The following is an 18,082-nucleotide window of genomic DNA, read 5'->3' as shown; positions in this document are numbered from 1 at the left end:
TCGGTAGGGATAGCAGTACAGCGTGTAGTACCCGGTGATCTGCTTGCAGATCCCGTTGTTGAACGCGCCCTGCCACCTCTTCTTGGCAGCCCGGGAGTACGGGTGGCTGGGAAGCCGCTTCCCGCTCTACCCCGGCAGCCGAGGTCGCACTCGCCTTCCCCCTCGCACTCGATCCGGTGATCTGGCACCGAGACCTCCATGATCGCCCAAGCGACCCCGCTGCGGACCGCCCCCAGCAGGCGGGACGAGGACGGCATGCGCACCTACACCTGGTCCACCACTACACCAGCCCTGCACGCCCGATACCGTCTGGAATGGCGCTTCCGCGCCCGGTCCGAACAGGGCATGAACCAAGGAGACTTCGCATGAGCACGGCGCGGCCCAGCGAGCAGATGCGGGACCTCGGCGTCGTGTAGTACGGCGCCCCCGTCCTCGCCGAGCCTGCTCGGCTCTTCGACCTGCCCACCGAGCGGGATACCGCCGAGCAGACTGTCGAGAAGCTGTTCACCGCTATGGAGCACATCGGGCAGGCGCATGCCTTCGCCAAGGGCATGGGGCTCGCGGCCCCGCAGCTCGGCCTCGCTCAGGCGGCGGCCGTCGTCCAGCCGGGCGCGGCGCCGATCGTCCTGCTCAACCCCCGTATCACCGCCCGCTCCGTGGATACGGATGAGCAGTACGAGGGCTGTCTGTCCTTCTTCGACGTCCGCGGCTTGGTGCCCCGACCGCTGCGGATCACCGTGGCGACCACGGCCCTGGACAGCACGACGGTCACCACCATCCATGAACGCGGCCTGGCCCGGCTCATCCAGCACGAGATCGACCACCTCGATGGTCTGCTCTACACCGCCCGGATGCGGCCCGGCGTCGATCCGATCCCGGTCGAGGAGTACCGCCAGACCGGCCGCGCCTGGGCTTACGAGCAGTAGACGTCATCCGCGACTCCTCTTCTGCAGCCCCCCAGGAGCGCTTACAGGGTCCGACGGCTGCGATCGCGGAACAGGCGGTTCGGTGTGCGCGGTGTTATACAAGGGCGGCCGGTCAACGCAATGGGCCCGTACGCGCTGTACGCGTACGGGCCTTAATCGAGCGCCGGGCAGACCTTGCACCTGCATTTCCCCGCAGGAAGCGGGGCGTCTTTCCTTGGACCACCAACGCATCACCGGTCATCGCGCGTTGTGGCGACCAGCTCAAGATCCACTATATTCCAGGGAAGTGGCTGATCATCAACTCGTCTGCGTACCGCACCCGGCGGCAGAAGTGACTGCCCGGCGCGTCGACCGTCGCGGCGGCAGCGGTCGACGCGAGCGGTGCGATGATGGTTACCTGACGTCGACGTAGTCGGCGGTGGTGGTGGCAAGGTGGGTGGTCGAAGTGCCGGCGAACGACCAGCGCCAATACCCGTCAGTCGCGGCCTTCACCGTCGTCTTCAAGGATCCGCCGCTGCCCGTGGTCACCGTCTTCACGGTGGTGTAGGCGCTGGAGCCCTTCTTCCGGAACTGCAGCTTCACCGGCTGCCGGGTATAGCCGGCGTACTTGTACGTCTCCCAGTTCGCGCGGGCGAGGCTGCCAGTCACACTCAGTGTCTTGCCCTTCTTCACCGGCTCCGGCCCAGCGTTGACCGTCATCTTGGCGGAGCGCCTTACCTGCACCGTGGCGGCGGCGTCCTTACCCATGTAGTCGCCGTCGTTGCCGCTGATCGGGACAGCCGCCTTCCAGATTCCGGCCGTGGTGTTGTCCTGGGGATCGATCCGCGGGCGCAAGGTCATGCGGTACGTGCACGTGCTGGTCGTCGGCGCACCGGCATGGGGTGCACAGTCCCCGGTGTCATTGTCTGGAAGAACGAGTCCCTTGGAGCCGTTCCACAGTGACGGGACGGTGAAGTCTTCCTTGATGCCCGAATCGTCGCTGGCGGTTACCCGGAGGGTGAACTTCTTCGCCTTCGTGGTGCCCAGGGCGATGTCGTGCCCCCCGTTGATGACCACCTTGAGTATCTGGGTATCACCCTCATGTTCGTCCGCCTGCGCGCCACCCGGCACGGCGAACGCGGACAGGGCGCCAACAACGGCAGCCACGACAGCACGCTTACGCATCAGTGTCTTTCCCTCGACTCAATAGGGTCAGAGAACACCTGACACCAGGTGTTGTCTGACCCACCTCAGTGTTCCTGAGACGTCGAAGACGACTCGTGAAGACGTCAAACGGTTGTGTCCCCCGCACATCCAGCGACAGCACCTTGCAGAGCTCGCGCGGTTTTGGACGTAATAGTCCCTCCATCGGAGAGACAGAGGTGATCAGCGTGGTGAGCCAGCGAGCAACCGGAGCCCGGCGAGTCGGAGGCCGACGCCTGACCCTGTGTGGCAACGATCACTCGGTAATGTGCACGGTGATGTACAGGGCTCCGCGTACTCCGCCGTGCTTTCCCGGAGCGCCGAGTTCCCTGAGCCGGATCTTCTGCCCGTCCTTGACGCCGGATGGGATACGGACCTTGACGGTGCGGACCTTGATGATCCTTCCCTCCCCTTTACAGGTGGTGCCCCTCTACTGCATGGGCGATGCCGCGCAGAACAAGAAGAACCGGGCCCGTATGTGCCCCACCGGGTGGGCCGCGGAAAACGGTGACCCCAGCGCTCTGGACGATGCGACGGACGGTACCGGAAAGCCGTTCCGGTGCACGATGACGAGATAGCCGCCATCGCCTGACTGCTGGTGCGGGCCCAAAGGGGCCCGCACCAGCTCATCCCACGGACGGACAGGCCGCCAGGGAACCTCCAGGCCATCCTCGGGATCGATCCACACCAAGCACCCCAGTGACAGCACCGGTTGTTGCCGGTCAGCCATTTCCAGCAGGGTCCCATCGCCGGTCTGAAGCAGCTCACAGACCGCCTCCAGATAGGCGGCCACGGACGGCCAGGCCGGGGGCGACAGATCCGGGCCCGTCATGGTCGACCATTCCCCAACACCTTGCAGGGTCGGATCCGTCGACCATGAGACGTACATGCCGAACTCGCCTGCGCCACTTGGCTCCTCGGCATCGAGAAACGACACGAAGTCGGCCCCCTCCCACGGATCACCCTCGCCCGGACCGAAGCGAAGACGCTGCCAGAGCGAGGCTTCGGGACCGAGGAAGATCCCCCGGGCAGGAACTTGCCCGCCCACAGCTCACCGTCCTCATTGCCCGGCACATCGACCTTCCGGACACCGCCGCACACCTGCCACAAAGCCTTGAGCTCGGGCGGGAAGCCGAAATCGAGCACACGCATCAGGCGGGCCTCCGCGGCCGCGACAGTATCCGCATCCACCGGGGGAAGCAGCGACCACCGAAGGATCACGGTTCGGCGAACCCGTCTCACACTGCCCCCATGCGGCGGCATCATGCAGCCCACCGCCATCCCGGGAGGGCCTATGCGCCGCACCGCCACCGTCCTGCTCGCCGCCTGCGCACTGCTGACGCTCACCGCCTGCGGGACACACGACGGCACCCAGGCCGCGCCGGAAGCCAGCAAAAGCACCGTGTACAAGCTGCGCCCCGAGGATCAGTGGAGGCAGTCCATCAACGCTGCCGGCATCACCTCGTGGACCGAGGACGCGGGCCCCTCCGGCGACGAGCTGGAGGCGATGCCGAAGGACTGGTGCAAAGCGTTGAAGGGCGGCCACTCCGTGCAGTGGCTGCTGGGCGAGGGAGGCCTGTACCCGATCGGCGAGGACTGGGGCACCGAGAAGAGCGAGGCACACAAGCTGGTGGTGCTCGGGACGGAGGCGTACTGCCCGAAGCTGGCCGGGCGCGTGAAAGCGGAGCTACGGGAGACCGGCGAGTACTGATCCGGGTCGGCCTGCCGCTAGGCCGTTTCTTTCAGATCATCGGATCGTTGGTCTGGTGTGTCGCTGACTGACGCCCAGTGGGCGCGCATCGAGCCGTTGTTGCCGGACCGGACGCCGAGGCGGGGTGGTCGATGGCGTGATCACCGACAGGTGATCGACGCGATCGCGTTCAAGTACCGCACCGGCACTCCGTGGATGGACCTGCCCGAGCACTTCGGCTCGTGGAAGGGAGCTCACAACCGGCTGCGGAAGTGGGCCTGCGACGGCACCTGGGAGAAGGTCTTCATCGCTCTGCTGGCCCAGGCCGATACCGAAGGCGACCTCGACTGGATCGTCGCGGTCGATTCCACGATCGTCCGTGCTCACCAGCACGCGGCCGGGCCCGTCAAAAGGGGCTCCGGCCGGCGAGCCGGACGCCCATGCCCTCGGCCGGTCCCGCGGCGGGTTGACCACCAAGATCCACCTCGCCGCGGACAGCCGCTGTCGGCCGCTCGCCTTCGTCCTCACCCCCGGCCAGGCCGGTGATGCACCCGCCTTCCCCAAGGTCATGGCCAGCCTGCGAGTGCCGCGGCGGACCGGCCGGCCCAGAACCACACCGGAGATGATCCTGGCCGACAAAGCCTACTCGTCGCGCGCGATCCGGACACATCTCCGTCAGCGCGGGATCCGGGCGGTGATCCCCCAACCCTCCGACCAGGTCACCAAGCGCAAGAGGCGAGGCCGATCAGGCGGCCGCCCGCCTGCCTTCGACCGTGAGGCATGCAAGCAGCGCAACACCGTCGAGCGGTGCATCAACAAGCTCAAGCAGTGGCGCGGTCTGGCCACTCGCTACGACAAGACCGCCACCGTCTACCTCGCCGGACTCCACATCGCCGCCATCTTCATCTGGTCGGCCAGGTGATCCGAAGGAAAGAGCCTTAGGTCGTGTCTTCCGGGTCTGTCCGGAAAGCCCGACACTCCGCCACGGGTGCCGTCAGTTGGGGAAGGAGAAGTAGAGCGCCTCGCTGTAGAAGGACCCGACGTGCCTCTGCCAGTCTGCTCGGACCGAGGCCAGCCAGTCGTCGTTGCGGCCGGCGAGTGCCGCCTCGGCCTGGGCCACGGCGTCGGGGATGTCCTCGGACGCCAGACGCCGTACGCTCGCTGCCGGGTCCTCGCCTGTCATCGAGACGATCTCTCCGGTCTCCAGGACGAAGTACTTTGCCTGCTGCTTGTCGAGGTGGGCCGTGGTCGTGGCAACGCATTCGGCGAACTCGGCGTCGTCCTCCAGGCCCTTGCCGACCGCGCGTAGGAGGTCGTGCAGCAAGGCCGCCCCGCCGGCGTAGTCAGCCGCGATGCCGATCGGAGGATTCCAGATCATGGACGGAACGATCGTTGTTCCGCGCCCCACCATGAGCTTGTGCGCGAGGGGGATGTCCCAGTTGTGCTCGGATATGCAACGGATCCGCTTGGGGATCTCTGCCTCGTTCGGCATCGAGTCCGCAGAGTAGAGGTATGAACGGTTCGCCATGGTGGCGACGCTAGCACCGGGGAACGACAACGCTGGCGCCGTTGCAATCCCCCCCCGCGCGGTCAGAAGGCGGGGGCGCGGCCCCGGCCCGCCGCGGTTCCGTGCGTGTTCGGGTGGCCCGACAGCGCGGCGAGGTGTGCTGCCGGGCCGGCATGATCCGGAAGACAGGCCCTAGTCGGCGGGCGTCCACGGTCCGTCGGGGACGGTGCTGGTCCCGCCGCACCACCAGCACTCGAACTCCTCCGGCAGCGTATACCGGGTCCCCCAGAACCCGGCCTGCTCGCCGTAGAGGACGTTGTCCTCATCGCACCATCCGCACGTAAACAGGAAGTTCACGCCCCGCCTCCCCTGCCGCCCCGCACGAGCCGTGCCCCCAGAGTGCTCTCGGCCTCCGCGGGCTGGCAACGGCGCGACTCGGCCGCAACAGCCCACCACCCCCACCTGTTTCCCGGGCGGCCGCCCGACCGCCCGGCCGGACGGTACCGTGGTGGCCTAGGCCATGACGGACGCCCCGGAGGTCGCGATGAGCAGCTCGCACTGGACCGACGACGAGCTCGCCGACCTCAACGAGACCATCCAGGCCGCCCGCGACGCCGGCAACACGGAGCTCGCCGACTACTGGACGGGCATCCGCGACGGCTCCATCAACACCACGAACTGGGAAGACCTCCGCGTGCAGCTGTATGCCAAACACGGCATCGACGTGAGCAGCCCAGCGGCATAATCAGGGCCCATGCCGCCCAAGCACCGCAAGCCCGGAGCCCGCATCCAATACAGCGACGTCGCCGCCCGCCAGGCCGACGACTCCACGACAGCCCAGACCATCGACGTCGACCGGGCCCTGTCCGCCATCGCAGCCGACCCCCCACCCTCGGTGTGATGCGTATCAAGACCGAGCACGGCGTCCTGATGTGGGAGTACCGGCAGCCCGGCACCAGCATGCGGATCATCTACACGATGACCGTCCGCCGCACGATCATCACCGTCGCCTACTTCGAGGCCTGAGACAGCCGGGCACGGCCCGGGCCTGTGCGGCTCGTGGGATACCAGCGTGGCAGACCCGGGTCATGCGCGGCTGGCGGGAGCAGCAGTCCTTCGCCGAGCGGAAGGTGCCCGGGTGGATCGGCGAGTACAGCCCCCATTGCTGACGCCTGCCTCACGCCGGAGGACACGTGCACAGAGAAACCCCGGACGTCATGGCCATCAGTCCCGGGACTTCGTGCAGCGCGAGCCCTCAGCTCGGCTGGGGCTCCGGCTCCGATGGCAGGAAGATCTTCCAGACCCGGTTGCCTTGCTCAAGTGGGGCCAGCAGGATCCGGTCCTCCTCGTCCCCGTCGTCGGTCGCGTCCCACGGGCCACGTCGGCATGGAGCGGCTCGATGGCGGGAGACGGCTTCCCGGGGGAGCGTCGTCGGTGTGCAGGAGGGGTGGTTGCCAGCCGACCCGCCCGTCGATCACGAGTCCAGTCGTCAGCCCGAGTTCGGCGGCGCGGCGCAGCTGGCCTGGGCCGCCGGTCTTCCGCTTGTGCGCGGTCAGCTTCTCGTGGGTGGGCTGGGCAAGAACCTGACCGGTCGGACCGAGGTCATGCACCCAGCTCTGAGGGGTGAGCCGATGACGCACCCGCAACGGCTCGGGCAGGGCGAACGACAGCGTGACGAGCTGGGCCGGGTCTGCCGGCTGGCAGGGTTCGGCGCCAGGGACGGCGGAGTCTGGGTCGAAGTCGGGAGCTTCGGTGTCGAAGACCGGGCGCCCGGTGCGCGCGGCCTGTTCGCCCAGGGCTGCCAGCCGCGCGAAGGCGCGAGCCGGCACTCCCGCCCGTCCACGCCGAGCCGAAGCCTCTGCGCCTGACCGGACGCCCCCCTCCAACTCAGCCCTCTCCCGGTCATCGCCCGCTGCTCTCGACCGCCAGTGACGAGACGGATGCTGCCGCATACGATCCCCGGATGAATGATCCAGTAATACTGCAGACGGCCGAGAGGTCGCCGACCCCTGCGCTCCTCCTGCGGCCCTGGAGCATGGACGACACTCCTGCGTTGGTCGAAGTCTTCCGCGATCCCACGATGCGTCGGTGGATTCCCGCCGCTACCGCCGTGGAAACAGAAGGCGATGCGCAACAGTGGGTGCGATATGAGCAGGATGGCTGGGCGACGGGCGAGCGATTCGGCTTCGCCGTCCTTGAAGCACGGCCTGACTCCTCCCACGGACAGCTGCTCGGTGGAGTCCTCCTCAAGGAGGCAGCCGCCGGCAAGGAGTCGGCTGAGGTGGGTTACTGGACCAGCGCACCCGCCCGCGGGAAGGGCGTGGCATCACGCGCTCTGGAGACCCTCACCGACTGGGCCTTCAACACCATGGGAGCCGACGGGCTGAAGCACCTCGAACTGCTGCACCAGGTGGACAACGTGGCCTCGTGTCGGGTGGCGGAGAAGACCGGGTTCAACTTCGACCGAGTCCTGACCGCGGCACCACCTGCCTTCCCTCTCGAAGGGCATGTGCACACACGACGGCTAGGCGCCTGATCCCACGACGCGGAGACAGAACCCATCCAGGCGGTGATGCGCAGTCGGCGACTTCTTGACCTTGCCCGTCGGCCAGCGCGATGGCGGCGGCGTGCGGTGGGCGTGGATGATCCGCTCGACCGCCGGCGTGGAGAGCCCGCGCTCGGTCATCTCGCATTCGTCCAGAGCGAACCACTCCGTGGGCCGGGCGAACGCCTCGGTGCCGATGCGCACCCGGCGGTCCGTCCCTTCGCTGTCCAAGCGGATGCGGTGGACGTACCAGCGGCGGATCAGTGTGTCCCGTTCCGCGGGCACCGACGTTCCAAGGATCGGCTCGGTACCCGCGTCCCTTTCCGGCGTCACTGCCTGATCCAGGTGCACGCGCAGTCCGCCGCGGTGCCACTGGATATCCACCACGGAGCCGATCGGCGCTCCGTTGGGCCGGGCGTAGTCGAAGCGCGGCTGCTCGCCCCGGCCGTGGAGCCAGGCGGCGGCCGCGGACTTGACGTACAGGTGGTCGGCGCTGGCCACACCCCTCGCGTGGCGGCCGCACACCTGCGGCACACCGTCTGGGTCCGGATGATGGGCGAAGTGGCAGACCCGGTCGGTGTAGAGCTTGGTCGTCAACTGACCGCCGCAGCCCCCCAAAAAACAGCCCGCACCAGAACGTGTGGTGCTCGTGCCGATAGCGAAAGGCGTCCAGCTCGATCGCCTCCGAGGGCAGCGTCAGCGGCTCCTCGGAGTCCGCGCTGCCCAGCACTGCCGTCTGGATCTGCTGCTTGTCGCGATGCAAAGAGACCCCTCCGATTTGCTCCAACTCATCTTGCTACCAGATCAGTTCAGCGGCCAGGTAGGGTCCGCATGCTGAACCCGCGCCGTGGAGACCCGCTTGACTGTGAAAGTGAGTTTTCGAAGTCGTTTCGGGGCGAGTGCGGGAGTCGCGTTCTCACCGAGGGGGTCGTTCTGCCTGCAGCGCGAGTGGGCCAGGTCGACCCCGGACACCTCACCCTCGCTCATACCTGCTCCCCCCAGGTGGTGTAGGCGAGGTTCAGGTGCCCGAGCCGGGAGTGGTGCTGTGACTGGTCGACCACCTGGTGGCTGAACAGGCGCCTGGCCGACGTTTCGACGTACTGGTCGATGTGGTCGAAGACGACGCTGTGGTCCTTCAACCCTCTCGCCCGCCAGGCACGGCCCTGTTCGCGGGTCAGGTCCTCGAGGACGAGCTCCTGGTCGTCGTCTCGACCGGTCAGGTGCGGCGAGCGGACGCGGCGCGGGCAGCACGATCGGTGCCATCGGTGCGGCCGCGACGTCGTCGGCCGACTGCGCGGCCGCGGATTCGGCGCGGGCCTTGGCGGCTCCAGGACCTGCTGCGCGGCTACAAGGGATCCGGGAATGATCGGCCGCAGTCCGCCGATTTGTCGGGGCCATCCCCGCGGGCGCGGGGAGCACTACGAGGCGTACAGACGGGAGAGCTGCCGGTCGGGACCATCCCTGCGGGCGCGGGGAGCACGACGAAGGCGAAGTCGCCGCGGTGCTCGCCGCGGGACCATCCCCGCGGCCGCGGGGAGCACGGAGTTGGGCTGGGCGAGGTGGGCGTCGAAGGGGGACCATCCCCGCGGGTACGGGGAGCACACGACCGCGTTCCCCAAGGGCCAGTCCGGGAAGGGGCCATCCCCGCGGTGCGGGAGCCACCTCATCGTGGCGCTCGCCTTCGCCGCGCTGGGGGGCGTCCCCCCCCTCCCCGCCGAAGATGGTGGACCGGAGACCACCCCAAGCGCCAGGAGCACACTGCCCGAACTGCTGTTTTGCCAGCCCATGAAGCCGTTTCACAGGACTCCAACCGCCTCGTCCACACGGTGGGCGGGTAGCGCTCCAGGTAGAGAAGCAGACCCGTGGGACAACACCAGACGTCAGCTCTTGAGCCCGTCGAGCCCATGAAAATCCTTCGATCCTTTGCGGCTTACATAGGAGACACAGGGCGTCGCCTTCGCAACGAGGCTCTTCTGACGTCCGGAGGCGTGACGATGAGGTCGTACAGGTCTGGGGAGGGGAGGGGGAGGGTCTGCCGCCAAATGCCGGGCGTGGCTTCTCATGCCTTCTCGGAGAGCGAGGCGAGGGTGAGAAGTCCACACCCGTAGGCTTTGGCTGGCCCCATGCCGGCAAGGAGCGTCCGGGCGAGGTCGACAGGCTCGGTGATCCGAAGTGTGCCGCTGAAGGTGGCGGTCTGGACGGTGACTTGGCGCCTTACCGGCTTCCCGTCTTTGATGACGGGCTTCCCGTCCTTGGTGTCTGTCTTGCTGAAGACGTGCCGGTCGGAGCTGGTGACGCTCGCGTCCAGGACGGGCTCGAGGTCACCGTCTGGTGTGTTGATGAGTGGCAGGATGCTGGGCACTGCAGGTGCTTGTGCGGGGACTTCGCGCAGTTCGAAGCCGTGTTGCTTGGCCCTGGTGGCCAGCCAGGTGAGCTGGTGCTTGGCCGTTCGGTGTCCGAGGCGGAAGCCACGTCGGCGTCCGTCTTGTGCTGCGGTTTCCGCAGCGATTCGCTTTTGGTTGGGGCTCATTTTGTGTGGCGTTTTGGTGTTCTGGACGGGGGAGGCGGTGAGCCGGAAGGCGTACTCCTGTCCGGTTTGCAGTTGAGCGAGCAAAGGCGTGTAGTCGGCGATTGCAGGTTTCACGCTGGGGTCGTCGATGAGCCAGCCGGCCTGCTCGGTCAGGTGTGTCCAGTCCGGCTGAACTTGGGTGACGGCATACAGGTAGGGGCGGTGTGGGGTGTCGGCGTCGACGCGCCACAGGGTGCGGCCGGGTTCAGCGTGCCAGGCGACAGCGCCTTGGACGGCGGCGTGCATGGCCTGCGGTGATCTCAAAAGGCGTCGCGCACCTTCGCGCAGGGGAGCGATGGGGATACGGGAGAGGTAGGCCATAGGGCGGGTCACCATCCGAGGAGGGCGAGCGGATCATGGCCGCTCTGCTGGTCAGTCTGGGTGTCGGTATCGGGGTCCCATCCGGTGGCGATGGGAATCTGGAGGACGCGTACGCGTCGGGTGGCATGGCGGGTGGTGCTGGTTTGCGCACTGAGGGGCTGGTCGGTGCGGTGGACGTCACCGGCCTCGTCTTCGACCTCGGCGTGCAGGTGGATGATGGGCGGCTGTGCAGGCTTCTTCCCGCCGTGCTGGTGTGACCAGACCTGGCGGGCGTAGGGCGAAGCGAGCCAGGGCTGGCGGGCCAGTGCCTCGTCCAGGGGCAGGTCGGCCACGCAGAGCCGCAGAGGGTAGGTGGGTGGGCAGGATCGACGGCCGAGGCTGAGCGGATAGACCGGATTGGCTACGGCTGCGGCGGCCTCCTCGATGCGTTGGGCGGGGCCTTCGAGGGCGACGAGGAAGGCGGCGTCCTGGAGGTAGAAGCGCTCGGAGGTGAGGGTGTACTTGGGGGGTGAGGTGGCGGTCTGCATGCCTCTGGCGTTGACCTTTGCTGCGGGCAGGGGCTTACCGCGGTAGTCGGAGGCGGTGTGGAAGTCGCGCAGGAGGGTGCCGGGTAGGTCGACTCGGACACCCATCTGAAGGTGCGCGAGGTCCCCGAGCGGGGTGTCCCGGTCGTGGCCGAGGGCTGCGGCCAGCAGGCCGATCACCCCGGATTTGGTGGGCAGGGGCTGGGTGTGGCGGCGTTCGACCTGGCCGCGGTGGTCTCCCCAGGCCTGCAGCGGGGCGGCCAGGCGCAGCAGGAGGGTGCGGGTGCTCACTTGGTCTCCTGGTCCTGGCCGAGGGCGCGCAGGCGGTCGGTGAGCTGGTCGAGGAGGACAGGGAAGGCCTGCGGTTCACCGAAGGCGGCACTGAGCGCGGCGGCGGTGTCAGAGTCGTCGGTGAAGTTGTGGGTGATGCCGGTCCATAGTGCGGGGGCGCCCCACTGTGTGGCGATGGTCTGGTACTCGCGGGCGAGGGCGCGTGCGGAGGGTGCGGCGTAACCGCCGGTGCGGGTGGTGATGGGCTTTTCGAAGGCGGTGACCAGGTTGACGGGCTGGTCGGTGCGCAGATTGAGGGCGACGAGCTGGGGCATGGTGCGGTGCCCGAAGGAGTTGCCGTAGCCGGCAGGCATGGAGCGGGTGAATGCCTGGATGAAGGCGGCCGCGGTCTCGATGGCCTTGGCGGGGTCGGTGAGGTTCTGGTCGAGCTGGTGGAGGCCGACGGTGGCGTAGCGGTAGAAGGTGGCGGAGTTGAAGCCGATACGGCCCATCATTCCAGCGCCTGTCTCGGACTTTTCGTTGCGGTCGTCGACGGCGGTGTACCAGTCGAATTCCAGCTCGGCGGCATGTGTGGCCAGGGCATGGGCGACCTGGCAGGCGGCGTCGACGTTGATGCCGGGGACATCGGCGACCATGCGGCCGAACAGAGCGACATCGATGGGATGCCCGGTGGTGATCGCCTTGCGGACGTCGAGGCCCTTCAGTTTGTCCTTGAGCTGCTTGTCCTCCAACTCGGCGAGGGCGTGCGCCTGGTCGGCGACGAGGTCGACAAGCTGCTCGAGCTGCCGCTGCCCGTAGAAGAGCAGGTAGGCGGTCTCGGCGGCTTTTTTGGTCGAAGCGGTTACGCCGAGCGGGATGAGCATGGCGGCTGCGACGCGGGCGGCGGCCTCCTCGTCCAGGTTGGTGCGTGCGGCGAGCCGGTCGGCAAGATCCGCGGCGATGCGCTTGGTGCGGGTGCCGAGGTCGTCGGCGTTGATGCCGAGCGTGGTGAAGGCGATGCGGGTAGCGCGCTTCCATGCCTGGGAGGAGGCACGTGGGCGGCGGACACCGCCGTAGATGGCTTCCTTGGGGCTGCCGGCGTCGTCCCGGTTGAGGTTGGCAGGCGGGGTGGTCTGCAGGATGTGGATGTCGATGAAGGCGCGGCGGGTCAGCGTGATGGACATGCGTACTTCCTTGCAACGTGGGCGGGTTAGGTGGGGTTGCCGTGCTGGGGCCGGTCAGGGGTGGGCAGGGTCCTCTTTGACGTAGGCGTGGTAGGCGCTTCCCCAGGAACGGATGACGCGGGAGCGGCTTTGGGGCCAGGGCCACGCTTTGAGGTCAGCGAGGAGGCGGGTGTAGTCGATCGGCTGGGAAATCACCGAGAGCTGGCTGAGCAGTCCGCGCAGGTGGAAGAAGACCGCGTTCTGACTGCGGGCCTGGGCGGCGGCGGCCATGCGGCTGGCGACAGCCTCGGTGCTGAACCGCTCGTGCAGGGCGCGAACAGCGGTGCCGAAGCGGATGCCGCTGTGGTGCATGAGCGTGGTCTTGGACTGCTGGTGCATAGCGAACAGGGCGAGCGCCATGTGTTCGGCCGCCTGGTCGTCGCTCACTTCACCGCGGCCGGCGTGCTGGTCGTCTACGGGGGTGCGGTAGAAGCGCCACATCTGCGGTGCGGTGCCGGCGGCCAGGGTGAGCCCCAGACGCAGGGCTGCCAGGTCACCGCCGGGGGGCAGTTCGCCCGGTTTGGCGCCGTGGGGGGTGTAGTCCTCCCAGTACCAGAGCCGGCGTTTCGCGCCGGGATCCGGGACAGAGGGGGCAGGGGTGGTGTCGGTCATGCGGCGTCCTCCGCCTTTGGCCCAGGGGTATCGGAGTAGAGGTAGGTGAGCGTTTTACGCAGGTCGGCGTAAAAGAACCGCTCCGCTTCGGCCTGCCGGAAGACGATGGTCTTCCCGGCCGTGTTTTCGCGAGTGCGGCCAGTGAACGCTTTGCTGGGCAGCGACCGCAGGATGCTGTCCGCTTCCTTGCGGGCGATCCGGTCAAGGACCTTTTCGTAGGCAAGATGGACGCGGGTGAGCAGGTCGCTGTCCGGCGTGCGCTGGCATCCGGCCAAGAAGCGCCGTACGTAGGGGTCGATGGCGTGCAGGATGCGATCGCCTGCCCGGGCGCCTTTGCCGGTGGGCGGCGCCTCTCCGCCGACGGCCTGCAGCAGATGCTGGTGCAGGCTGGTAATGGCCCGGGCGATCGTCTCGGCCTGGAGGACCACTTTGAGGACGTGTTCACGCACATCGCTGTCGGCGGTGAGAGCCGCGACCGGCAGTGGGATGCCGTCCCCCAGGACGTCCTTGACGATGGAGGATTGGGTGCCGTATTCGATGCCGGACAGGGCGACCCGCAGAGGGTAGTCATCCGGCAGGTCCTCGTCTGCGAGGGCATCGGCGACCTGGCTCAGGAGCAGCGAGGTTTCGAAGTGCTTGCTGCCCTCCCGGTGCAGGGTGACCAGGGCTTCCAGCCCGCGCCATGCGGCAACTGAAGGCCGGTGGCGCCGCGGGTAGACGATCTCTTTCTTCTTTTCGGTCTTCTTGCCCCAGCAGGTCCGCGGCTCAGTGTCGGGGGTGAGAGCGGTAGTGCAGCGGTCACCTGCGGCAAGGATGATCTGCCGGATGACGAGGGCACCCGACTCCGTCTGCTCGGGCAGGAGACGAATGCGCCGGGACGGCCACGTCCAGCGGTCGAGGATCCCCGTGCAGGGGCGGGAAGACCAGAGCTGCGTCTGCGGCTCACGGTCCCACTGGGGCAGATCCCCTTCGGTCAGAGGAGTGCAGGGAAGATTGAGGAGGAGGGTCTCCAGCTCGGTACGCCCGATCACTTCGACCACACCCAGCGAACCCAGAGAGCCCGTCTGATTGCCCGCCGTCTTCCCGGCTGCTGCCTGCGGGTCGTCGACCGCGGCGGCCTTGATGCCGGCGGTGTCCCAGCACTGTGCGTGCAGCATCCACCGCACCGCTTCAGCCGGCGTGAGCGGAAGCGGATCCCCATCGGTCCGCCCGCTCCACAAGGGCACGTTGTTGCCGGAATCGATGACCGGCACCAACAGCGATGAGGGTTTCGCCTCGCCTTTGGCGTGGCTCAGCCCCGCGGCCTGCCCGAAGGGCCGCACCTCGTCAAACAGCCGGAACCGGTCGAGACGCTCGTCGAGGTAGCGGTCGATCGCCTTGAGTTGTTCCGGAAAGAAGCGGCCGGCCTTCAGCGTGGCGGCCCAGGTGTCGTAGGTGAGCGTGTCGGCCAGGGCGTGACGCACGACCGGGAGCAGGACCTGCGAGCGGATCGCCGGCGCCACCGTTGGCACATCACCGAGGAGGCCGGTGAGTTCGTGGCTGCGATGCAGGTACTCGCGCAGCGACAGATCCTTTGATGCGGTGACCGGAAGCCATCCGAGACCGTCGACTAGGCATGTTGAGAACACAAGTGCCCCTCCAGGTATGGCAGTTGGAACGTGGTCTGACAATCCGACCGCAGGAGCACGCAACGTAGAAGAGAGATAACTCTTCGTGCAAATCGGAGCGCGAGGCCACGTTCTTACCGCGCATCATGACGGGAGGGTCTGACAACGCCCTCTCACCTGCAGCGACTTGGGCCCTGCCATCGGCGAGAGGGCCTCGAGCGGCACGTCAGCCGTGAATCCCCTTCCAGACCGCAAGCCCAGATGGGTCACTTCTCGTAGGTCAGCCCGATGCCACGGTCGTAGGTAACCCGGTACGGTCCGGCCCGCCCCTTCAGATCCGCGTCGAGCACGAGAGCCCGCGCCTGACGAAGCCAGGGATGCGACGACCACGCCGCAAGACGGACAAGACCCAACGACTCAGGGGCGCGATCCCTGGTCACGGCCACGGGCAGCCGCAGAACATCACCCGCAAGCTCCTCGACATGGCGGCCCGCGAACTCCCCCGCCACCCCCAGCCAAGTGCCGAGAAGTGTCCGGTACCCGTCAGCGCCGTGCACGACAAGCACGGCCTCGACGGAGTCCTCCCCGTCCCGGACCACCGCACGCAGCCGCTCCTCGTCCTGCGCATCCGAATCGGCATAGTGCAGCCCGGCGAGAGTGGACGCATCACGCTCAGCGGGACGCGCCAGCAGATAACGCTCGGCGCTCGAAGCCCGCTGCTCTTGCTCCCGGCGCCAGGCCTCGGCCGCCTGCTGCTCAGCAGCCTGCCAGGCGCCAGGCACCAGCGGGCCACCGTCATAGACATCGGCAACGAGCCGCGGCACGTCACCGGGAATGTTCCAGCCGGCGCCTTCGGCAGCGCTGCGGACGAGGGCAGCAGTGCGCAGCAGAAGCCAACTGCCGTAAACGTACTCGGCGCCGCCATCAAAACGGGGCACTCCGTTGTCAGTTTGAGGGCTCCAGGCAGTGACATAGACGGTGGGCTGCGTAACCCCGGCGGGGCGCGGGGTGCCTTCGTGGCGCCACATACGGCCGATGCGCTGCAACAGCAGGTCTACAGGGGCGATATCGGTGATGAGAAGGTCAGCATCGACATCGAAACTCTGTTCGGCGACTTGCGTGGCGACCACGATCATCCGAGCGGGCCGCGGCTGATCATCACCGGGGCCCAGCCGGGCGATGATGTCCTCGCTCCGCTCGGCCCGTTCTCTGACGGTGAGCTGACCGTGCAAGATGACAGTGTCGTCCCCGAACTCGGCCCGCAGCCGCCGAAACGTGCCCTGGGCGCGCTTCACCGTGTTGCGGATGACCAAAGCGCAGCCGCCCTCGGCAAGCTGCGTGCGCAGCGTGTCGATGACCGGCTGCTCGGAGTCCGCCGTCTCAGGAAGAACACGAACCCGAACCGGAAAATCCTGCCGCCAGGGCGCACACGTATCCACAGTGATGGTCGGAGCATCGGCTGCGGACTCCTGCCAGGCACACGTCACAGCGGGATAGCCCCCAGCAACGGGAACCTCGGCCGTGAAGCCGGGCTCATTGCGGACCCCCGCGAGATACGCATCGGTGAGCTCCCGCCGCTGCGCCGGCGGAAGCGTCGCAGACAGCAACACCACCGGGATCTGCGCCTGCCCGAGCCAGCGCAGCGCTTCCTTCAGGTACTGGCTCATATACACATCCGCGGCGTGCACTTCGTCCAGACCGATGATCTTCCCCGCCAGCCCGGCGTGCCGCAGCATGACATGGCGCGTGCGCGTCGCGGCGTACAGGAGCTGATCGATCGTACCCACGACCAGATGCCCCAGCAGACCCCGCTTACGCCCTAGAAACCACTCCGCCGGCGCGTGATGCTCACGTTCACAGTCCTCGCCCCCACCGTCCTCCTGCACACTTTCGTACGACGCCCGACCCTCGGCCTCCACCATCGCCTTCCACACCGGATTGAACGCCCGCTTGCCATGCAACAGAACAACATCAGCACCCGCACCGGGCGACACAGCATCAGCCCACCGGCTGACCTGGGACAGCATGGGATCCGCCGTGGCCTGCGTCGGCATACCGAGAAAAAGACCACGAAAACCGAAGCGCCCAGCGATCACCTCCGTGGCGGCAAGGAGCGTCTTGGTCTTCCCCTCCCCCATCGGCCCCTCAACAATGGTCAGACCCGGGGCACCCATGCGGCGCACCGCATCGACCACCAGGCTCTGAGACGGGCGCGGTCCATGACCGAAGCGCGAAGTGAACACATCACCGCTCCCCTCCAGGACACGCAGACCCCCCTCAAGGCGCAGCGCCCTCCAGGCCGCCTGGGCACGGCCACGCGCCCTGTCAGGGGAGATCTCCTCGAGCCGGTCGAGACCGGTGAAGTGCCTCTCGTCGGACGCAATCCAGTCGGCCATGACCACGTACCCGAGAAGACTCAGCTGCACGGCCCTGGCCGGCGCAGCGACGGGCTGCACCGCCAAGACGGTGTCGTAACCGAGAGCGCGGGTGAACACCTCCACGAGCTGCCTCTGGAGGGTCTTCCACTCCGGACTCTTCCCTTGCGCCTGGCCGTGCATGTAACCGCGGTCTGACGGCTGCTGCGCAGCCACCGTGCCGTGATGCCCCGCGGCAAGGGGCCACACCCAACCAATCTGCTGCCGCCCCCACCCCGCAGACTTCAGAACACTACGGAGCACAGCGCCACCGGCCTTGTCGTGCCGCCACGCCCGGGACGTGCTGCCGGTGACCATTCCCCTGTCCCAGGTGAGCCCCGCCCCGGCCAGCAGCGCTGCCTCCGTAGCGTCGACCCGCTGGAAGCTCGGGGTCGCTTTACCGCAGTCATGGATACCACACAGCCAAGCGAAGAAGCGTCGGCCGTCACCGCCAGGGGCGACGATGTTGATCTGGTGACGAGAATGAGGTGCGAGGTAGCCATCCCAGATGAGCTCAGCCACAGCGGCGGTATCCAGCATGTGAGCAATCAGCAGATTCGTGACCCCGCCAGCCTTCCGCCGGGATTTCCCCCACACCACGCCCAGGCGCCGCATCTCCTGCTCAGTCAACCCCAGAGCCGCACAGATATCGGTGATCAGCATGAGAGGAGACGATAGAGGCCAGCACTGAC

The 18,082-nt window shown here is 67.5% G+C and carries 21 protein-coding genes and 1 pseudogene; 9 read left to right on the top strand and 13 right to left on the bottom strand.

Features of this window, described 5'->3' with window-relative positions; genetic code table 11:
* Positions 1 to 198: 198 nt before the first annotated feature.
* Together ACI2L3_RS32685 and ACI2L3_RS32680 are read left to right on the top strand one after the other, a co-directional pair.
* A complete protein-coding gene (locus ACI2L3_RS32685; protein ID WP_404756017.1) occupies positions 199 to 369 on the top strand; it encodes a hypothetical protein in 171 nt (56 codons plus the stop codon).
* A gap of 59 nt (positions 370 to 428) precedes the next feature.
* Positions 429 to 926 (top strand): annotated as a pseudogene (locus ACI2L3_RS32680) (peptide deformylase); the annotation flags it as partial.
* 393 nt (positions 927 to 1,319) lie between these two features.
* Here ACI2L3_RS32680 and ACI2L3_RS32675 read toward each other — a convergent pair.
* The 3 genes from ACI2L3_RS32675 to ACI2L3_RS32665 form a co-directional block, all read right to left on the bottom strand.
* On the bottom strand, positions 1,320 to 2,090 hold the full coding sequence (locus ACI2L3_RS32675; protein WP_404756016.1) for a calcium-binding protein: 771 nt from the start codon (positions 2,088 to 2,090) through the stop codon (positions 1,320 to 1,322).
* A gap of 274 nt (positions 2,091 to 2,364) precedes the next feature.
* Positions 2,365 to 2,505 (bottom strand): DnaJ C-terminal domain-containing protein, encoded by a 141-nt coding sequence (locus tag ACI2L3_RS32670; RefSeq protein WP_404756023.1) that lies wholly within the window; start codon positions 2,503 to 2,505, stop codon positions 2,365 to 2,367.
* Between the two features lie 33 nt (positions 2,506 to 2,538).
* A complete protein-coding gene (locus tag ACI2L3_RS32665; RefSeq protein ID WP_404756015.1) occupies positions 2,539 to 3,156 on the bottom strand; it encodes a hypothetical protein in 618 nt (205 codons plus the stop codon).
* 246 nt (positions 3,157 to 3,402) lie between these two features.
* Here ACI2L3_RS32665 and ACI2L3_RS32660 point away from each other — a divergent pair, with 246 nt between their 5' ends.
* Positions 3,403 to 3,819: a hypothetical protein gene (locus tag ACI2L3_RS32660; RefSeq protein ID WP_404756014.1), complete on the top strand. Its 417-nt coding sequence runs from the start codon at positions 3,403 to 3,405 to the stop codon at positions 3,817 to 3,819.
* 57 nt (positions 3,820 to 3,876) lie between these two features.
* Positions 3,877 to 4,720, top strand: a protein-coding gene (locus ACI2L3_RS32655; RefSeq protein ID WP_404756013.1) for an IS5 family transposase whose coding sequence is annotated in 2 segments (ribosomal slippage) — positions 3,877 to 4,236 and positions 4,238 to 4,720 — 843 coding nt in all. Because the reading frame shifts where the segments join, the coding sequence is not laid out codon by codon here.
* Positions 4,721 to 4,792: 72 nt separating this feature from the next.
* Here ACI2L3_RS32655 and ACI2L3_RS32650 read toward each other — a convergent pair.
* Together ACI2L3_RS32650 and ACI2L3_RS32645 are read right to left on the bottom strand one after the other, a co-directional pair.
* Complete coding sequence (locus tag ACI2L3_RS32650; RefSeq protein ID WP_404756012.1) at positions 4,793 to 5,326, bottom strand: hypothetical protein; 534 nt, start codon at positions 5,324 to 5,326, stop codon at positions 4,793 to 4,795.
* A gap of 171 nt (positions 5,327 to 5,497) precedes the next feature.
* Complete coding sequence (locus ACI2L3_RS32645) at positions 5,498 to 5,662, bottom strand: hypothetical protein (RefSeq protein WP_404756011.1); 165 nt, start codon at positions 5,660 to 5,662, stop codon at positions 5,498 to 5,500.
* 163 nt (positions 5,663 to 5,825) lie between these two features.
* Here ACI2L3_RS32645 and ACI2L3_RS32640 point away from each other — a divergent pair, with 163 nt between their 5' ends.
* The 5 genes from ACI2L3_RS32640 (at position 5,826) to ACI2L3_RS32620 (ending at position 7,841) form a co-directional block, all read left to right on the top strand.
* Positions 5,826 to 6,050: a hypothetical protein gene (locus ACI2L3_RS32640; protein ID WP_404756010.1), complete on the top strand. Its 225-nt coding sequence runs from the start codon at positions 5,826 to 5,828 to the stop codon at positions 6,048 to 6,050.
* A 9-nt stretch (positions 6,051 to 6,059) separates the two neighbouring features.
* A complete protein-coding gene (locus ACI2L3_RS32635; RefSeq protein WP_404756009.1) occupies positions 6,060 to 6,206 on the top strand; it encodes a hypothetical protein in 147 nt (48 codons plus the stop codon).
* Positions 6,206 to 6,331: a hypothetical protein gene (locus tag ACI2L3_RS32630; RefSeq protein WP_404756008.1), complete on the top strand. Its 126-nt coding sequence runs from the start codon at positions 6,206 to 6,208 to the stop codon at positions 6,329 to 6,331. Before ACI2L3_RS32635 ends, ACI2L3_RS32630 begins: the two co-directional genes overlap by 1 nt.
* A 425-nt stretch (positions 6,332 to 6,756) precedes the next feature.
* A complete protein-coding gene (locus ACI2L3_RS32625) occupies positions 6,757 to 7,173 on the top strand; it encodes a hypothetical protein (RefSeq protein WP_404756007.1) in 417 nt (138 codons plus the stop codon).
* Between the two features lie 95 nt (positions 7,174 to 7,268).
* Positions 7,269 to 7,841, top strand: coding sequence for a GNAT family N-acetyltransferase (locus ACI2L3_RS32620; protein WP_404756006.1), 573 nt, complete (start codon positions 7,269 to 7,271; stop codon positions 7,839 to 7,841).
* Here ACI2L3_RS32620 and ACI2L3_RS32615 read toward each other — a convergent pair.
* The 8 genes from ACI2L3_RS32615 to cas3 form a co-directional block, all read right to left on the bottom strand.
* Positions 7,830 to 8,447 carry a hypothetical protein gene (locus ACI2L3_RS32615; protein WP_404756005.1) on the bottom strand — a complete coding sequence of 206 codons (618 nt, stop codon included), beginning with the start codon at positions 8,445 to 8,447 and terminating at the stop codon, positions 7,830 to 7,832. The two genes, ACI2L3_RS32620 and ACI2L3_RS32615, sit on opposite strands and share 12 nt — an antisense overlap.
* Before the next feature lie 386 nt (positions 8,448 to 8,833).
* Complete coding sequence (locus tag ACI2L3_RS32610; protein ID WP_404756004.1) at positions 8,834 to 8,989, bottom strand: hypothetical protein; 156 nt, start codon at positions 8,987 to 8,989, stop codon at positions 8,834 to 8,836.
* A 920-nt stretch (positions 8,990 to 9,909) separates the two neighbouring features.
* Positions 9,910 to 10,740, bottom strand: a complete 831-nt coding sequence (gene cas6e, locus ACI2L3_RS32605; RefSeq protein WP_404756003.1) for a type I-E CRISPR-associated protein Cas6/Cse3/CasE — start codon at positions 10,738 to 10,740, stop codon at positions 9,910 to 9,912.
* Between the two features lie 8 nt (positions 10,741 to 10,748).
* Positions 10,749 to 11,555, bottom strand: a complete 807-nt coding sequence (cas5e, locus tag ACI2L3_RS32600) for a type I-E CRISPR-associated protein Cas5/CasD (RefSeq protein WP_404756002.1) — start codon at positions 11,553 to 11,555, stop codon at positions 10,749 to 10,751.
* Positions 11,552 to 12,718 carry a type I-E CRISPR-associated protein Cas7/Cse4/CasC gene (gene cas7e / locus ACI2L3_RS32595; RefSeq protein WP_404756001.1) on the bottom strand — a complete coding sequence of 389 codons (1,167 nt, stop codon included), beginning with the start codon at positions 12,716 to 12,718 and terminating at the stop codon, positions 11,552 to 11,554. Before cas7e ends, cas5e begins: the two co-directional genes overlap by 4 nt.
* Before the next feature lie 54 nt (positions 12,719 to 12,772).
* Entirely contained in the window at positions 12,773 to 13,369 is a 597-nt protein-coding gene (casB, locus tag ACI2L3_RS32590) for a type I-E CRISPR-associated protein Cse2/CasB (RefSeq protein ID WP_404756000.1), read from the bottom strand.
* The gene (casA, locus tag ACI2L3_RS32585; RefSeq protein WP_404755999.1) at positions 13,366 to 14,997 is read right to left on the bottom strand and encodes a type I-E CRISPR-associated protein Cse1/CasA; all 1,632 of its coding nucleotides are present in this window, start codon (positions 14,995 to 14,997) and stop codon (positions 13,366 to 13,368) included. The genes casB and casA overlap by 4 nt, the downstream gene beginning before the upstream one ends.
* A gap of 245 nt (positions 14,998 to 15,242) precedes the next feature.
* The gene (gene cas3 / locus ACI2L3_RS32580) at positions 15,243 to 18,053 is read right to left on the bottom strand and encodes a CRISPR-associated helicase Cas3' (RefSeq protein ID WP_404755998.1); all 2,811 of its coding nucleotides are present in this window, start codon (positions 18,051 to 18,053) and stop codon (positions 15,243 to 15,245) included.
* Positions 18,054 to 18,082: the final 29 nt, after the last annotated feature.

This window comes from Streptomyces sp. NPDC029674 (assembly GCF_044903205.1).
In the GTDB taxonomy this organism is placed as follows: domain Bacteria; phylum Actinomycetota; class Actinomycetes; order Streptomycetales; family Streptomycetaceae; genus Streptomyces.
Note: the sequence above shows the minus strand (reverse complement) of the source record. Positions and strands in the feature narration are given on the sequence as shown.

Coding starts and splice junctions, on each gene's coding strand:
- ACI2L3_RS32675 (WP_404756016.1), bottom strand. CDS start 2,090: ATGCGTAAGCGTGCTGTCGTGGCTGCCGTTGTTGGCGCCCTGTCCGCG.
- ACI2L3_RS32650 (WP_404756012.1), bottom strand. CDS start 5,326: ATGGCGAACCGTTCATACCTCTACTCTGCGGACTCGATGCCGAACGAG.
- ACI2L3_RS32620 (WP_404756006.1), top strand. CDS start 7,269: ATGAATGATCCAGTAATACTGCAGACGGCCGAGAGGTCGCCGACCCCT.
- ACI2L3_RS32660 (WP_404756014.1), top strand. CDS start 3,403: ATGCGCCGCACCGCCACCGTCCTGCTCGCCGCCTGCGCACTGCTGACG.
- ACI2L3_RS32685 (WP_404756017.1), top strand. CDS start 199: ATGATCGCCCAAGCGACCCCGCTGCGGACCGCCCCCAGCAGGCGGGAC.
- ACI2L3_RS32630 (WP_404756008.1), top strand. CDS start 6,206: ATGCGTATCAAGACCGAGCACGGCGTCCTGATGTGGGAGTACCGGCAG.
- cas6e (WP_404756003.1), bottom strand. CDS start 10,740: ATGGCCTACCTCTCCCGTATCCCCATCGCTCCCCTGCGCGAAGGTGCG.
- cas7e (WP_404756001.1), bottom strand. CDS start 12,718: ATGTCCATCACGCTGACCCGCCGCGCCTTCATCGACATCCACATCCTG.
- casB (WP_404756000.1), bottom strand. CDS start 13,369: ATGACCGACACCACCCCTGCCCCCTCTGTCCCGGATCCCGGCGCGAAA.
- ACI2L3_RS32640 (WP_404756010.1), top strand. CDS start 5,826: ATGACGGACGCCCCGGAGGTCGCGATGAGCAGCTCGCACTGGACCGAC.
- ACI2L3_RS32635 (WP_404756009.1), top strand. CDS start 6,060: ATGCCGCCCAAGCACCGCAAGCCCGGAGCCCGCATCCAATACAGCGAC.
- cas3 (WP_404755998.1), bottom strand. CDS start 18,053: ATGCTGATCACCGATATCTGTGCGGCTCTGGGGTTGACTGAGCAGGAG.